14 protein-coding genes are annotated in these 16,086 nt (G+C 57.3%); all 14 read right to left on the bottom strand.

What is annotated here, in order from left to right; all coding sequences use genetic code 11:
* Positions 1–56: 56 nt before the first annotated feature.
* The 14 genes from E7745_RS02775 to E7745_RS02710 all read right to left on the bottom strand — a co-directional run bounded on the left by E7745_RS02775 (position 57) and on the right by E7745_RS02710 (position 16,019).
* Positions 57–1,217: a DegT/DnrJ/EryC1/StrS aminotransferase family protein gene (locus tag E7745_RS02775; protein WP_124075654.1), complete on the bottom strand. Its 1,161-nt coding sequence runs from the start codon at positions 1,215–1,217 to the stop codon at positions 57–59.
* On the bottom strand, positions 1,207–1,887 hold the full coding sequence (locus E7745_RS02770; protein ID WP_107032807.1) for a sugar transferase: 681 nt from the start codon (positions 1,885–1,887) through the stop codon (positions 1,207–1,209). The genes E7745_RS02775 and E7745_RS02770 overlap by 11 nt, the downstream gene beginning before the upstream one ends.
* 228 nt (positions 1,888–2,115) lie before the next feature.
* Complete coding sequence (locus E7745_RS02765; protein WP_107032806.1) at positions 2,116–2,715, bottom strand: GNAT family N-acetyltransferase; 600 nt, start codon at positions 2,713–2,715, stop codon at positions 2,116–2,118.
* Positions 2,712–3,842: a glycosyltransferase family 4 protein gene (locus tag E7745_RS02760; RefSeq protein ID WP_136408261.1), complete on the bottom strand. Its 1,131-nt coding sequence runs from the start codon at positions 3,840–3,842 to the stop codon at positions 2,712–2,714. The genes E7745_RS02765 and E7745_RS02760 overlap by 4 nt, the downstream gene beginning before the upstream one ends.
* Before the next feature lie 16 nt (positions 3,843–3,858).
* On the bottom strand, positions 3,859–4,785 hold the full coding sequence (locus tag E7745_RS02755) for a DUF5683 domain-containing protein (RefSeq protein ID WP_124075656.1): 927 nt from the start codon (positions 4,783–4,785) through the stop codon (positions 3,859–3,861).
* A gap of 294 nt (positions 4,786–5,079) precedes the next feature.
* Positions 5,080–6,168: a glycosyltransferase gene (locus E7745_RS02750; protein ID WP_124075657.1), complete on the bottom strand. Its 1,089-nt coding sequence runs from the start codon at positions 6,166–6,168 to the stop codon at positions 5,080–5,082.
* A gap of 19 nt (positions 6,169–6,187) precedes the next feature.
* Positions 6,188–7,093, bottom strand: a complete 906-nt coding sequence (locus tag E7745_RS02745) for a glycosyltransferase family A protein (protein ID WP_107032802.1) — start codon at positions 7,091–7,093, stop codon at positions 6,188–6,190.
* Complete coding sequence (locus E7745_RS02740) at positions 7,087–8,193, bottom strand: EpsG family protein (RefSeq protein WP_136408260.1); 1,107 nt, start codon at positions 8,191–8,193, stop codon at positions 7,087–7,089. The genes E7745_RS02745 and E7745_RS02740 overlap by 7 nt, the downstream gene beginning before the upstream one ends.
* Before the next feature lie 2 nt (positions 8,194–8,195).
* Complete coding sequence (locus E7745_RS02735; RefSeq protein ID WP_136408259.1) at positions 8,196–8,933, bottom strand: glycosyltransferase family 32 protein; 738 nt, start codon at positions 8,931–8,933, stop codon at positions 8,196–8,198.
* A 12-nt stretch (positions 8,934–8,945) separates the two neighbouring features.
* Complete coding sequence (locus E7745_RS02730) at positions 8,946–10,139, bottom strand: glycosyltransferase (protein ID WP_136408258.1); 1,194 nt, start codon at positions 10,137–10,139, stop codon at positions 8,946–8,948.
* Positions 10,140–10,184: 45 nt separating this feature from the next.
* Complete coding sequence (locus tag E7745_RS02725) at positions 10,185–11,357, bottom strand: glycosyltransferase (protein WP_123398470.1); 1,173 nt, start codon at positions 11,355–11,357, stop codon at positions 10,185–10,187.
* A gap of 6 nt (positions 11,358–11,363) precedes the next feature.
* Positions 11,364–13,808, bottom strand: a complete 2,445-nt coding sequence (locus tag E7745_RS02720) for a polysaccharide biosynthesis tyrosine autokinase (RefSeq protein ID WP_136408257.1) — start codon at positions 13,806–13,808, stop codon at positions 11,364–11,366.
* A 43-nt stretch (positions 13,809–13,851) separates the two neighbouring features.
* The gene (locus E7745_RS02715) at positions 13,852–14,640 is read right to left on the bottom strand and encodes a polysaccharide biosynthesis/export family protein (protein WP_123398472.1); all 789 of its coding nucleotides are present in this window, start codon (positions 14,638–14,640) and stop codon (positions 13,852–13,854) included.
* 260 nt (positions 14,641–14,900) lie between these two features.
* Positions 14,901–16,019 carry a hypothetical protein gene (locus tag E7745_RS02710; protein WP_123398473.1) on the bottom strand — a complete coding sequence of 373 codons (1,119 nt, stop codon included), beginning with the start codon at positions 16,017–16,019 and terminating at the stop codon, positions 14,901–14,903.
* Positions 16,020–16,086: the final 67 nt, after the last annotated feature.

Genomic DNA, 16,086 nt, shown 5'->3' with positions numbered 1-16,086 from the left:
TGGTGTGTGTTGTTATGTGGTGTTGCCTGGTGTGAGTCTTGTTAGGTGCGGAAGGGTCAGCCGTTGATGCAGTTTCTGATTTCGTTCACGATCATTCTGACATCGTCTTCGCTGACGCAGGGGCCGGAGGGGAGGCAGAGGCCGCGGCCGAAGAGGGCTTCGCTGACGCCGTTGACATAGGCCGGGGCCTGGGCGAATACCGGCTGCAGGTGCATCGGCTTCCAGAGCGGGCGGGTCTCCACGTTGATGGCGGCAAGGTGCAGGCGCAGGTCCTCCGGGGTCTTGCCGGTCACCTGAGGGTCGATCTCGATGGTGCTCAGCCAGTAGTTGCTGTCACTTTCGGCTGACGGATTGGCGTGGTAGCTGATGCCGTCAATTTCGGCGAACAGTTCCTGATAGAGAGCTGCCAGACGGCGGTGATGGGCTATGTGCTCGTCGAGAATCGTCATCTGCCCGCGACCTATTCCGGCTGAAATGTTGCTCAGCCGGTAGTTGTAGCCTATATGCTCATGCTGGTAGTAGGGGAATGGCTCGCGGGCCTGGGTGGCGAAAAAGAGTGCGCGTTTCTTGCTCTCGGCATCGGGGCACACAAGTGCTCCGCCACCTGAGGTGGTGATCATTTTGTTGCCGTTGAAACTCAGTATGCCGAAGTGGCCAAGAGTTCCGCACATGCGGCCCTGATATTTCGATCCGAGGGCTTCGGCGGCATCTTCCACAACGGGTATGCCCCATTTGTCGGCCACGGCGCAGATGCGGTCCATCTGCGCGGGCATTCCGTAGAGATGCACGGCAATGATGGCTTTCGGCTTGCGTCCGGTTTTTTCGATGCGGTCGGCAATGGCAGCGTCGAGCAGGTCGGGATCCATGTTCCATGATCCGGCCTCGCTGTCGACAAACACCGGTTTGGCTCCCTGGTAGACCACGGGATTGGCCGAGGCAGCAAACGTGAAGCTCTGGCAGATCACTTCATCATCCTGGCCCACACCGAGAAGCACAAGGGCAAGATGGATGGCGGCTGTGCCTGCCGAGAGGGCGGCTATTTCTTTTCCTTCTGACCGGGGATCTCCGTCAGTAAGGAACTTTTTGAGATCTTCTTCAAAACCGTCCACATTCGGGCCGAGGGGTACAACCCAACTGTCGGCGAAAGCTTCATCGATAAAGCGCTGTTCGGCTCCGCTCATATGGGCGAGGCAAAGATGTATTTTCTTAGTTTGCATATATGTTGACTGATTGTGTGGTCGGGGTGTTCAGTTCGCTTCCGGGCATGATTGCATGGAATTCAGAGGGGAGAAGGCGGCTTTGGAGCGAGGGGAGAGCGGTGGAGAGTATCATCCGCAGGTCAAGTCCGAACGAGCGGCTATCAAGATAGAGCAGGTTCAGACGCACCTTGTCAGGGTAGATCACGCTGTCGTTGTATGTCTGCGGATCTTCCTGAGAGGCGAGTATTTCTTCTTCATATCGGTAGCGGAGAGTCGCGGCTCCGGTGATGCCGGGTTTGAGACTGAGTATGCGTCTGCAGTCTCCTTCGAGGCAGTCGGCATAGCCGGGCACGTCGGGTCTTGGGCCCACGAAACTCATGTCGCCCTTGATTACATTCCACAGTTCCGGCAGTTCGTCGATCTTCCACCGGCGCAGCACGGCTCCGAGAGGAGTGATGCGGCTTTCGCCGGCCACGCTGACCGAAGAGCCTCCGTGAGCCGGACGCATGGTGCGGAATTTGACCAGCGTGAACAGTCTGCCGTCCTTGCCTACGCGCTTCTGCCGGAAGATGGCCGGAGCGCCGGGCATGACGATCGCTATCGCTATCCATGTCAGCAAAATGACAGGGATGGCTACAGCAAGGCCGATAAAGCCTGCAAAGCGGTCAAAGATTTCTTTTGTCAGCAAGGTTAAATTAACTGTGTTTTTTAAAGAAGAATCGCGTTTACTATCAATAAGACAGGGATGAATCAAGGCGTTATATAAGAATCAGTTGAATGCCGGATTGTTAAAGCAGTAGAAGATAATTCATCCGAGTTCGCAAAAATACTAAATTCCAAAAATCTCACAAAGAGATTTAACATAAAAATGGCTCATGTGAAAAAAATGGATAAAATTGTGCCTTTGATGCCGTGTTTATGCTTTGTGTTTTTTCGGTTGGCAGCGGATGAGGAGGTAGGAGCCGGGGAGGCGGTCGGCTATGGTGGTGTGGCAGCCGCGGGTGCAGGATGTCAGTGAGGGGTGGTTGTGTTCGGATATGGTGGCAAACATGGCGAGGCCTGCGGCTGTGGCTATGCGGGCTCCGAGATCCCACATGGCGGTGCCGATGCCACGGCCCTGCGCCGAGGGGCTGACCACGAGCCCGTGGAAGCAGCGTCCGCTGGCGAAACAGCGCAGAAAGTGGTAGCCTACAAGTGTGTCTCCCTGTCTGACTCCGAGCATGACGAACGATCCGCTGCGGTGAAGTCTGCGCAGGGCGGGCAGCGTGAAGGCATGGGGGTTGAAGTAGGCCACGCTGTCCTCCGGGAGTGTCATCAGAAAGCGGTGAAGATCAGTCAGATCTGTTTCCTGCAGGGGCGAGAAGCGGAATCCGGCGAGTGAGACGGACGAGGCTTTCTCAGTGGCTATCATGCCGAGACGGGGGTAGCGCAGGCGCATGGCTTTGCCGTTGGCCCACTCTACGGCGCGCCAGATGGCCGGGAAGCGGTGTTTTATGCTGATAAGGAAGCCTGTCATTGTGCTGTCGGGATAATGGTCCGGTAAAATTCTTTCAGGCAGGATCTGACATATGGCTGCGAAAATTTAAGCTCTACGTTTTTACGCGCCCGCAGCCCCATTTCGTGGCAGAGAGCCGGGTCGGATATGAGTTTCAGAATTGCCTCGCGCAGAGGAGCCACGGTCCGTGGTTCCACAATCAGTCCGTTCACACAGTCGGTTATTATCTCCCGCGAGCCGTTGATGTCAGTGACAACCGATGGGCGGCACATCGCTCCGGCTTCAAGCACGGTGTTGGGGAAGCCCTCGCGGTAGCTTGGGAGAATGAAGATGTCGGCGGCACGCATCCAGGGGCGTATGTCGGCTGTCCATCCGTCGGAAAGGTGGATGTTGCTCATGTCGGCGGGCAGTAGTGGAGAGTCTTTGAAGTCACCTGCCAAAAGCAGGTGGGTGTCCTTGCGGCCGAGGGTGCGGAATGCTTTGGTCAGCTCGGCTATGCCTTTGTCGCGGTCGGCACGTCCGGCATAGAGTAGCACTTTGTCGCCGGGCCGGATTCCGAACCTACGTCTGAGCTCTGCGGCTTGAGCGTCAATGGATTCCGATGGCCTGTAATGGTCAAGGTCCACTCCGCGGACATTGCCGTGGCCGAGAACGCGCAGGGGCTTTCGGGTGATGCCTCCGGCAATAAGATCGTTTCTGACTCCCTCGCCTTCAGGGATGATGTGAGTGGCGCAGGCGCATGTCAGGCGGTCGGTCAGACGCAGTATCTGTTTTTTGAGCCCGGTTGCAGTAGGGAAGAGCAGTCCGGTGAATGTGTGGACCCGCAGGGGCACTCCGGCAATCCGTGCGGCCATCATGCCGAGCAGGCCGGCCTTGGGTGTCATTGTGTGGACCATCTGCGGACGTTCGCGCCTGAACTCTCTGACCAGCCTGATCAGGGAGCGGAGATCTGCCAGAGGGGCTATCTCGCGCTTCATCTCCACGCCTATGGTGCGCACTCCTTCGCGCTTTCCGAGGCTGTCGAGGTGGCTGTCAGGCGATGAAAGCGCCACCACCTCATAGTCAGCCGAAAGTTCCTGCAGCAGTCCGCGGCAGAAGGTGTCGAGCGAAAGCCCGATAGTGGCCATGCGTATGATCTTGACCGCCATCTGAACTATCAGTGTTTCAGAAAGTCAGCGACATGGTTACGGCCGGCGCGGGCGAGGCCATAGGGTCAGCCATCACGGAGGGCGATAAGGCCAGACGGGTGCCGGAAGCCTTGTTCACGACCACCTGGCGGGCGCCTTTCGAGAGGGCTGCGTCAAGAAGGTTGTAGACGTAGAGTCCGCATGCTCCCACTATTGCCACATCGCGCACCTGACGCCAGCTTTTCGACTTGCTGCGGTAGCTTGGGGCTACCGCATCGGAGGCGTTTTTGGCATCGTCGCTATAGTTGTGCTGGCGGATCTGCGAATAGATAGCCGCGCCGATAAACACTACCTCGCCGCCAATGATAACCCAGCCTTTTGCGTTGTGGCCCTTGTACATCTGGCCGAGGCCGGGGACGATCGAGAGGGCAAGCGCGCGGGTATTGTATTTGCGGGAGTATGAATAGTCGTCGAACTGCGGCACGGCTCCGTCAGCTGTTGACGAGATGGCGAAGAGCTGATATAGTGTATAGTCGAAGCTCATGTCAACGTTTTCATCGAAGCTCACATATTCGTCGACGAGCTTGGCATAGAAGGTCATTGGCGTCGGGGCGGAGAATGTCACCCGATATTCGGCCTGCACCGAGCGGTCACCTTCGGCATCATTGAGAGTGGCGGGCCTCGGTGATGATGCGGAAAGCAGCGTTACCTGCGCTGATGCGGAATCGGCCCCGAAGGTGTTTGCGAGATAGCCTACGAGCGGATTGAAGCGCTCTTTGCGCAAGAGGTCGATGTCACCGCCGAAAATTTCGAATTCGCGGAAGGTATATGAGTCGTTGCTGCGCTCTTTTTCAAGCGAGGCCACTCCTTTGGTGATCCAGCGTGGTTTGTCCTGCGCCGAGACTGAGGCGCATGTGGCGGAAAGGAGCACAAACAAAGCCAGCAAACGTGCAAAGGTTTTCATAAAGATTGATCGGTTAGAGTGTTGTATGAGAAGAATAGTCGAATGAATCAGCAATGTATGCAAAGCACAAAAGTACAGAAAAATTCGGATACAAAGTCAAAAATGTCAATAAAATTGAAAATGACAGCGGGGCGTTTCCTTCAGGGCGTTTGGTGATGTCCGTCAGGACACCGTTTTACTCGTAGCCCGTGACACCGCAGCGCACAGCGCAGAGGTGTCACGGGTTTGCAAACCGCCCTGCATGTGGTGTCCGTCAGGACACCGTTTTACCGCTCCGGATGTGGTGTCTTCGAATTATCGCACTATTTCGGGGGCCTGGAGGAGGCGGGTGTAGAGGTCGAGATAGGCTTGGGTGGTTGTGCGGATGTCGAAGCGGGCGGCGCGTTTGCGGCAGCGGTCGGCTGTCTGGCGGCGCAAGGCGGGGTCTTTAAGCAGGTCGGCGAGGATTGCGGCGAGAGCTTCGGCATCGCCTTCGGGGAAGAGAAGTGCGGCGCCTCCGCAGACTTCACGGACTCCGCTCACGTCAGAGGCCACAAGCGGTGTGCCTGAAGCCATTGCCTCGATGCTTGACAGTGACAGGCCTTCGTAGTGGGTCGACAGCAGGGCTATTCCGGCGGCTTGCAGTCTTTCGGCCACATTGCTGACCGGACCGAGAAATCTGACCCGCTTTTCAAGACCGAGTCTGCGGACCTCGGCTTCGATCTGCGGGCGTGTGGAGCCTTCTCCGGCAAATGAGAGAGTTGTTTCCGAGGGCAGGAGCGGGAGGGCGCGGAGTGCGGTCAGGTGGTCTTTCTGCGGGCGGAAAGCGGCCACCATCAGGATGTCGGTCTCATTGGAGGCGGCTGGTGTGCCGGAAGCTGCGGCAGAATATGTCGAAAGGTCAATCCCGTTTTCAATCACGCTTGTGCGGTCTGCGAATTCCGGCCCGAGATAGTTGAGCAGAGATGATGCCACAGCTTCGCTGCAGCAGGCTATGGCTTTGTAGCGGCGATAGAGCCGGATATCCAGAGGCCGCAGCAGTCGTAGGTGGCGTCGGCGGTTGTCGGTGTTGTGCTCGGTGGTTACGAGTGTGGTTCCGGCCGGAGCTGCGAGTGCGGTGAACAGCTGGGCCGATGTGTTGTGGGAATGGACAATGTTGACCCCCCCTATTGTTGATTTTAACTTATTGATATGCTGTGGGTTGTAGATGGATTTCAGCCCGTATCCGAAAATGTGGACAGTGATTCCGTGCTGCCTGACAGACTCCAGCAGATGGCCCGGAGTGCCGTCAAAGACAGCGAGTTCGACCTGATGACCCTGATCGCGCATCAGAGGCAGCATGTCGCATACCAGCTTTTCGGCCCCGCCGGTGCGCATGGAGGTTATTACGTGTAGGATTTTCATAGTGTCACATTTTATTGTGTCATGTGAATTGTTTTGCCTTGTGGCGTATGTAGCGGGAGAGGAGATAACCGGCCGGAGCAGCCAGAAGCGTCAGCAGTTTTTTAGGAGAGTCGGCGAGCCAGCGGCTGTCACGGGCAATGATGCAGCTCGACACGTAGTGGATGGCTACGCGAAAACGCCGGACCGCTGAGGTGTGGCGGAGCGTCATTTCGAGGCGGCGGAGTTTGGCGAAGCTGCGGGGCGAGTCGAGATACTGGAGGAAGATGCGTTCAGACATGCTGTCGATTCCGGTCTGATAGTCTACGTAGCAGAGGTTGCGGTTGATGACAAGCAGTGGCAGGCGGTCGCAGACCTGGAGGAGCATATAGACCGGATTGAAGTTTTTTTCGCCGGGGTAACCGATTTGCGGGGCCACTTCCTTCATCAGTTCGGTGCGCATCACCTGCTTCATGTCGCCGCGGTGTATGCCGCGTGTTTCCAGTTCGTTGAGCCAGCAACTGGCCATATCGTCGGGGAGTTTGCCGCCTATGGGAGTGTCGGAGTCGAGGTAGTAGTCGAGGCCTACGAGCCCGGCATATTTGGAGGAGCCTTCCGAATCCCATTTTTTCAGGATCAGCTCCACGGCATCGTCGGGCATGAAGTCGTCTGAATCGATGCAGACGCAGAGTTCGGAGTCGATGTTGGCATAGGCTGTATTGTAGCCGGTGTGGAGACCTCCGTTTTCCTTATATATATAGCGTATGGGGATGCGCTTTTCGCTGATGAAGCCCTCGACGAGCTGACGGGTGAAGTCAGTGGAGCCGTCATCGATCACGAGCCATTCGAAGCCCTCGCGCACGGTCTGTGTGCAGAGGCTTTCGTAGACGCGGCGCAGAGTGTGGGCGCGATTATATGTAGGTGTGAAGACTGTGAGTCGGGTTACCATATCAGTGAAAGGAAGATTACAGTGATGGATACATAGGCTATCAGCAGCATTCCGGCCACGAAGTTCTGGTCTTTCCATACCTTCATGTTGCAGAGTGGGTAGACGAATATCACCGGAATGAGAAACCAGGAGAGGTAGGCGAAACGGTTTGAGAAAGCCGCGCGGATCATCAGTACCCAGAAAGAGTTGGCCACGAGATAGGTTGTGGCCAGAGTGTTGAACCATCCGTCGCGCAGCCCCCGCCTGCAGATATAGAAGAAATATATGACGGGAATGGCGCTGTAGGCGAGGAAGTCCCAACGGAAGGAGCTTGTGGAGCCCCAGGTGCTGAGGTTTTCATCGGAGGTGTCGGTGTATTGGGCCAGACGGTCGTCAAAACCGATGTCGGCTATCAGTTCGGTCCAGTAGTTTCCGGCTATGAGTGACAGGAGGATGCAGGTGATCCAGCCATAGAGGGCGTAGCGCGGATTCTTGAGCACTGTCAGGGCGAGGATGGCGCCTCCGAGCGGAAGGGCGGAGCTGCGGTGGATGCTCAGGGCTATGAGTGAGAGGACTACCGCTGAGACATAACGCTCTTCGAGCATGTAGGCCATGATGAGAAGCACTATGCTGCAGGCCACACCGTTGCGCAGGCCGTTGGTGCCGAATGAGAAGAAGAAGAGGGCTCCGATGAGGAAGAGGGTGCCGAGCCAGGGGGAGGTGGGTACGAATTTTTTGACCGCGGCGAAAGATACGAGTATGTAGACCAGGTCAATCAGCATGAAGTAGACGTTGACCGAGAGTCCGGCCGTGCGGCAGAGGTAGGTGAAGATGTCCCAGAGCCATTCTGATGATATGCGGTAGTCATGCAGGTTGCCGGGCTCGATGGCGTTGTAGACCATCGCGTAGTTGACCGTATCGCCGAAGAGGAATGAAACCGGACGCAGGCCGATCCATATGGCCAGGATGAGGCAGAGGATCAGCGGACCGAGGGAATTGCCGCGGTTGTGCTCGCCGATGGCAAGAGTGTTGCCTCCGGAGATTATCAGCCACATGCCTGTGACGAGCGAGAGCAGGCTGATCAGGGTCAGATAGATCGGTTCGTATAGTGATGCTTCCAATGTCAGTTGCGGGTTATGAGTTTGCGGAGGCGGGTGAAGGTGGTGACTCCGAACAGGCGGTGGAGGAGGCGCGTCAGTCGGGTGCGCAACGGGCCGTAGTTGTCGCACCAGGTCTTGTCGTAGTGGTGTATGGAGCATGTGCATGGTGTCACGCGCAGGCGTCCGGTGGCATCGTCGAGGGGGTTGAAGAATTCGTTGGGGTAGACCGTTATGCCTTCTACGGTCTGGAGGCGGTCTTCTTCCCGGAGTCCTGCTTCAAGGAAGAGGCGGGTGACGTGGGCCACGACTGTGCCCGGCAGGGGTCGGCCCTCGCTGTCGAGATAGGTGAGAGTGGAGTAGAGGTCTATGATTTTTTTATAGAACGGATGTCCGGCGGGTGCGCCTATGCCGAGTCCGGAGGCCACTCCGATGCCGGTGTGGCTTTTTTCAAAGCCCATGAAGGCGCCGGCGGCTGTGATGTGGTCCATCGGGCGGATTACCTCCACATCGGTGTCGAAATAGATTCCTCCGTGGCGGTAGAGAATCAGGAAGCGGGCATAGTCGCTGACAAAGGCCCACTTGCCGGTGGATGCCGCCTGGCGGGTATAGGTGATGGCGTTGATGTCGAAATTGCTTTCGTCCCAGCGGCGGATTTCCCATCCGGGGAAGTTGCGGCGCCAGGAGTCGATGCAACGGAGAGCGCTCGGCGGCAATGGCTTGCCTCCGAACCAGCAGTAGTGGATTATGCGGGGTATTGACATCGGGCGGGTTGATCAGATGAGAGAGACGAGTTTGCTGGCTTCGGACCGGTCGGAGTAATCGGCGGAGGAGAGTTTGTGGGCTATTGTTTTGAGGCGGTCAGACGAGGCGGCGAGGCTGGCGAGTCCGGCAGCGAAGCCGCTGTTGTCAGAGGGGAGAATGAAGCCGTCTTTGCCGTCGCTGACCTGGGATGAGGCGGTGGGATAGGCGGCGATGACCACCGGCTTGCCGAGGAGCTGGGCTTCACGGACGGTGACGCAGCGGCCTTCATAGCGCGAGGGCTGCACGTAGATGTCGCAGCCGCTGATGTAGGGATAGGGGTTGGCGCGCTTGCCGAGTATGGTGACGCAGTCTTCCGTCCCGGTCTCTGCGATGCGGCGTCGAATCAGAGCCTCGTCGCTGCCGTAGCCTATCAGATACCAGTGGAAAGGGGCTGCATGGTGGTCGTCGCGCAGGCGGCGGGCTATGTCGGGGATGTTGTCGAAGTTCTTGGCATGGGTGAAGCGCCCCACGGAGAGCAGATTGAGGCGGCCGGGCTGCAGTTCGGGTGCCGAGCCTGACCCGGCTCTCCCGCGGATGAGGGTTTCGGGGAGTATGTTGGCTATCTCGGTGATTTTCGGGGCGAGAGAGGGGAAGACTTTTATGAAGCCACGGCTTACGTCAGGCGAGATGGAGACGATATGGTCATAGGCCTGCCAGACCGGAAGCTCGAAAGCAGGGTCGAGGGAGATGCGGGAGTAGTCCGTGTGGATCCAGCAGACTTTTTTGTGTGCCCTGACTTTTGAGAGCACAATGTCATGCGGGGTGAGGAAGGAGACAGCCAGATCATAGACACGGTCGGTGACCGGGGGAAGGGCTGGGGTGACGCAGCGGCCTATGTAGGAGAAAATGGCCGTGTGGTCGCTTCCGGCTGTGGTTTTGCCGCGGCGCATGACGGCGAGGGCTTTCGCGTGCAGGCGTCCGAGTCCCACGCGGATGTGGCCGTGGAGAAAGGCGTCTTTCAGCGGTGATTCGATGTGGGCGTAGGCCGGGATTTCGGGCAGTATGCAGACTTCCGGCGGCACCAAGGGGAGCATTTCGCCCCGGCGTGCGTAGAGGAAGAGGTCGACCGACACTTCGGAATAGTCAAGGGCATGCAGCAGGCCGATGAGAGCGTTTTCGGCGCCCCCGATTTCGAGATAGTGCATTGCGATGAAGATTCGTTTCATGGGTTATGTCGGGCGGGGAGATGCGGTCAGCAGGCAGTTTTTGTGTCAGTCAAGAAGTTCAAGCACGAGGCGGAGGCTTTCGGAGGTGTCATCGGAGTCAGAGGCGGCTATCTGGGACGATATTTTTTCTCTGAGCTGAGGTGAGGCCAGCCGGGTGACGGCATCGGCAAGCGACTCGGCGGTCATTGATGCAATAAGTCCGTCGCGGCCGTGGTCAATGAGTTCCGGCGCTACCTTGAAGTCAGTGACTATGACTGGGCGGCAGAAGGCTTTGGCTTCGCAGACGGCTATTCCGTAGCCTTCGGAGCGTGAGGGCTGTATATAGATGTCGCAAGAGCGCATCCAGGGATATGGGTTGTCGATCGGGCCGAGCAGTGTGACATGTTCTTCCAGAGAGTGTCGGGAGATGAGCCGGCGGATCTCCTCGCGCATTGGACCGTCGCCTATGATGTCCCAGCGGAATGAAAATCCACGGTCACGCAGCAGTGCGGCGGTGGCTATGAGCAGGTCATAGCCTTTGACGGGGGCGAGCCGCCCCACTGTGAGCAGGCGCAGTGGGCCGGAGTGCTGTCCGGGCGCGCTGTCATCACCGCCGGCAAGACGGCGCAGCAGTGCGGAGGAGACAATGTCGCGTATGGGGAGCAGTTGCTCCGGCCGGAAGTGCCAGGCATCGAGCAGCAGATCGCGCAAGCGTGCGGAGGCTGTCACTACCTTGTTATATAGGTGGTAGAAGCGGAGGTTGAAAGCCTCGCTGTAGTTGTCGCGTACGATGTCGGCGTTGATCCAGGCAATTTTCCGCGCGGCTTTCACCTTTTCAGCCACAAAGTAAGTAGGGAAGCCCTGATGGTAGGCTATGGCCACATCATATGATTCGGCCGGCGCGGGAGCCAGACATCCCATCTCTGTCCAGTAAAGCTCCACGGGATTGCTCCTGAGGTTCCTTTGCCGGGCCATGCGGGAGATGAGGGCGTGGCGCAGATGATGGAAGCGGAAGCGGAGCCGCGATTTCAGGTCATCGGCGCAGAGCGGAATCTCGCTGAGCCTGACATCCGGCGGAAGATATTTTTCAAGCGGGCCACCGCCGGAGGCGAGCATCACGCTGATGTCAAACTTCTCAGCCGGAAGGAGGCCGAGAAGGGTGCAGAGACTGCGTTCGGCCCCTCCGATATTGAAGGAGTCGATCACAAACAGTATTTTTCTGCGTCCGGAGCCGTTCATTGGTGATCAGGATCTTTTTTCGGATTCCTCGGCTGAATCTGTGTACTCGCCGTAGTGGCCGTAGTGGTAGCCGTAGCGCTGATAGCCGTAGCGGCTGCCTCCGTAGTGCGAGAACTCGCTGCGGGTGCCGTTGAGGATCACGGAGATGTTCGGGTAGCGGCGCTCCTGATACCAGTTTTCGATGTCGGCGAGGAAAGAGCGGTCCATGAGGTGGGCGCGGATTATGAAGAGAGTCATCTCGGCATAGCGGGAGATGATGGCGGCGTCGGCCACGATCTCAACCGGCGGACAGTCGAGTATCACGTAGTCATAGTTTTCTTTCAGCTCCTCCATCATGCGGGCAAAGCGCGGATGGAAGAAAAGTTCCGTAGGGTTGGGCGGAATTGTGCCTACGGGGAGCACATCGAGCTCTCCAAGGCGCACTATCACGTCATGATAGTCGGCCACCTGTCCGCTGAGGTAGTTTGACACACCCAGGGCTGGATTGTCTACATAGGCCGAGAGCGAAGCGCGGCGCAGGTCGAGGTCAACGGCTATTACTTTCTTTCCCTTGATGGCGAGAGCTGTCGACAGGTTGGCGCAGGTGAAGGTCTTGCCGCTGCCGGGATTCATTGACGAGAGCATCACCACATGGTGGCCGCCGTCAAAGCCGAGGATGAATTCCAGATTGGTGCGCACCACGCGGAAGGCTTCGTTCATGATGCTCCGGCTGCCTGATTTGACCACCACACGGTTGTCTGAAACCTCGCGGGCCACACGGCGCTTGCCTTTGCGGTGGGTGGCCAGAGGAATTTCACCGACGAATGGCGCATGGAGGTCCTGGAGGTCTTTGCGGCCACGCACGGCGGTGTTGAACGACTCGATGAGCATTATGATGCCGGCCGGAACAAACAGACCTGCTACCAGGGCGAAGGTCATGATCCGGGAGGGAATCGGGGTGACGGGCACCGGTGATGCCGTAGGATGTTCGATCAGGCGGGTATTGTAGGCGGTGAAGGCCTGCGAAAGTTCATTTTCCTCGCGCTTCTGGAGCAGGAAGAGGTAGAGCGACTCCTTGACCTTCTGCTGGCGTTCGACCGAGAGAAGATACTTGGCCTGCTGCGGATTGGCCGCGATTTTCGACACAGCCTGCGACTGGGCCGATGAAATGGCTCTTTTCTGGGTGGAGAGCATGGTCAGCTCATTGTCGAGCGATCCGAGGATGCTGCCCTTCATTGTCGACAGCTTCTGGTCTATGTCCATGACGAGCGGATTCTGTTCGGAGGAGATTGACAGGTGGTTGTTGCGCTGGAGCAGGAGCTGGTTGTAGGCCTGGATCTGGGCCTCGATGCTGGGATTGTCTATGCCGGAGTTGGCCGGAAGCTGTTCTTTCTCGTGCATTCCGTCAGTCAGGTAGTTGCGGAGATATTTGGTCATGTAGACGCGGTTGTCAAGTTCGCGTCCGGCTTCCTGCGATGAGTTCATCTGCGAGAGCGCTATGCCGCCCATCGCACTGACATCGGTGACAAGGTTGCGCGATTTGTAGTCTGAGATGTCGCTGTCCACGTTGCCGAGTTCGCTTTCGATGATCGACAGGCGTTCCTTGATGAACTCCGTGGTGCTTGCCGTCACCTGGTTGCGGTCTTTGATCCAGTTTTCATTGTAGACGGCCACGAGGGTCGAGAGGATGTCTTCGGCGCGTGTGCGCGACTGGTCGCTGTAGGTGATGTCGATTATTGACGCGCGGTTGTTGCGCTGACGTGCGTCGACCGATGATCTGATCTGGGCCGATGCGGTGCTGAACGGGATGCGGCTTATTGTCAGTTCGTCCTGAAATCCCTCGCGGTAGTAGGGCGAAGGCTTGACGGTCATGATGCCGAGCGGAGTCTTCACCGGCTTGCCCATGCTGAAGGTCAGAGAGCCGTCAAGAGCTTTGTCATTGAGCACCATAGAAGAGATTCTTATGGTACTGTCTTTGCGCAGCTGGAGGCTGAAGCTTGCGCTTTCGGCCTGTCCGAGGTCGGGCAGTTCGACGGTAACGGGCAGTTCCACACCGTAGGCCACGGTCTTGTGGAAAGTTCCGGGATGGTAGTACTCGGTGTTGAGCTGCAGGCGGCGGGTTATCTCATCGGCCACCGAGCCGGTGAGCATCGACATTATTTCGTTTGTTATATTTACTTTCTGGGTTTTGATTCCGAGGTCGAGCAGCATATCTTCCGATCCGGAGTTCTTTTCATCGCTTTTGACGAGTATGGCGGCAGAGGCTGTGTAGACTTTGGGGGTGATCTGCAGGTAATAGTATGCCGCTCCGAAGGCCACGGCCAGGGAGAGGACAAACCATTTCCAGTGGCCGAGCATCAGAAAGATTATGTCTTTTATCTTGGCGAAGCCTTCAGCATTCTGCCGGAACGATGCGGCCTGTGCGGCAGTTTCGGTCCCTGTGGCGGGTGATTGGTTGAGATTTCGTTGCATCAGTCGAGAAGAATTGGCGTTAGGAGGTTAGGTGTGGTATCTGTTACTTTGTTAGAAGCACTGCGATGGTGGTGGCGAAAGAGAACATCGAGATCCAGAACGAGGGAGTCATGTAGTTGTTGCCGTTGGCCGTCGACTGGTTGGCTTTGACCTGGGTGGGCTCGATGTAGATCATGTCGTTCTGCTTGAGGTAGTAGGCCGGCGAGGCATATACGCCATCGGCTCTTGTGAGGTCCACGCGATAGGGCACCTGCTTGCCGTTTTCGGTGCGGAGCACCAGAATGTTGGTGCGCTTTCCGCTGATAGCGAGGTCGCCGGAGATCGAGAGGGCCTCCATGATGTTGAGCTTGTCGGCCGGGAACTCATGGCGCCCCACGCCTGATTCGCCGATCACGTAATAGGCCATCTGCGGAAACTCCACGGTGACTATCGGGTCGCGGAGCAGGCTTCCGGCAAGCAGACGGTATTTTATCATCTGGGCCACATCGAGGCGTGTCATGCCTTCGACCGAGAGCTGTCCGAGCACCGGGACGTCGATCTTTCCGTTCTTGTCGACGGTGTACATGTCATGCTCTACGGAGCCTGAGTTGCTTGTCTGCGAGAGATTGAACATCTTGACCATCTCCTCGTCGCGGCTGTGGACCTTGATGCGGAGCTTGTCGCCGGGCTGCAGACGGAGTTCGCCGTTTTCCTGGAGGGTGAGCACGGCGTTGTCAGGGAGGTCCTGCATGTAGGCGATATCTTTCGCCGGACCGCATGACGCCAGAAGCGCGCCGGTGGCAACGATCAGTGAGAGAAGTGCGTTTTTAGTCTGTGATGAGAAGTGTTTCATGATCGGAGAAGTGCCGGGGTTTGTGGAAATCCGGCTTTATTAGGGTTGTAAGCTACTATTTTGAATGAGCTACAAAGTTAATAAAAATCAGGAAACTGAGGTTGTAAAGCTGTGTTAAAATATAACACACAATGCTCACATTCCCTGTCATGGCAGATCGAGGGGTGGCATTGTGTGTATATATTGTGCGGGTTTCCGGTGCAGACCGGATGTATCTGTTGTCCCGTCGGCTCTTAGAGGCTGTTCAGTCTGACACCCTCTTATTCGGCTGCGAGTTCGGCTGCCTGGCGCAGGAGGGCTATCTTGGTCCACTGGGTCTCGTAGTTCAGACCCTGGCGCTCGCGGTCGCGGACCTTGAAGCCGCAGGTCGGGCTGATTGAAAGTTTTTCCATCGGCACGTAGCGGCGGGCCATTCTGACAGCTGTGACGATGTCATTCACGCTTTCGAGGTTGGGCAGGCTGCCGTCAACCAGCCCGAGGATCACGCGCTTTCCGGCCGGGAGCCAGCGCAGAGCATTGATGGCCTCCGGAGAACTGATCTCGAATGGGAGCAGGAAGGCGTCGGCGTCAATGGTCTCAAGCATCAGGCGCAGGTTGGCGAGTTCCTTTTCGTCATACCAGCGGGGCACGGCCTGTTCGTTGGCGGCGATGTTGAAGGTGATTTCGAGGTCGGCCGGGCGGGTTGCTATGGATCGGTTGATCAGGTCGAGAAGCAGGCGGGTGATCTCGTTGACGTCAGCGCCTCCGAGCAGGAGCATTCGGTCGAATTCAGGGCTGCTCAGTCGGCCCCAGACTTCGGTGTCGAGCTGTATGTGGCGGCATCCGAGGCGGTAGAATTCGGCAATTGTGCGGCTGTAGGCCTCCACTATATCATCGATCAGGGTGTCAGGAGTGGCATAGAACTTGCCGGGATCTCCGTTTGACGAGAGGAACATGCGCATGTAGAGCTGGCCGGGCGAGGGGATGGTCTGGCGGACTTCGGCGCGGCCTGCAGTCAGTTCCTGCATGTGGACAAACTTGTCAAAGAAGGGGTGGGCGGGATTGAATTCGATCTTTCCGCTGAAACGGAGCAGGTCATGGCGCAGGATGTCGTCCTGATAGATGTTGCCGGTGTCAATGCGTTCGCGGCTCATACCTTCGAATCCTTCCCAGAAGTCGCGGTCCCAGCTTTTGCGGCGCATTTCGCCGTCGGTCACAATCTGGAGTCCGGCTTCGATCTCGCGGTCGATCAGGCGGTCGATTACGCGGTCTTCAACGGCATGATAGTCAGCATCGCTGAGATTGCCGCGGATTTTTTCGTTCAAAGCATTTTCAAGTTCTTCGGGAGGGAGGAAGCTGCCCACTATTTCAACGCGGGGCATGTTGATCGCTTGAGTCATGATAAATCTGTGGTTTTTGATACTGTGTCACTTGATTGGTTGTCAGAGAAGAGGTGAGTGACAGTGT

The sequence above is a fragment of the Duncaniella sp. C9 genome (genome assembly GCF_004803935.1).
GTDB classification, from domain to species: Bacteria; Bacteroidota; Bacteroidia; order Bacteroidales; family Muribaculaceae; genus Duncaniella; species Duncaniella muris.
Note: the sequence above shows the minus strand (reverse complement) of the source record. Positions and strands in the feature narration are given on the sequence as shown.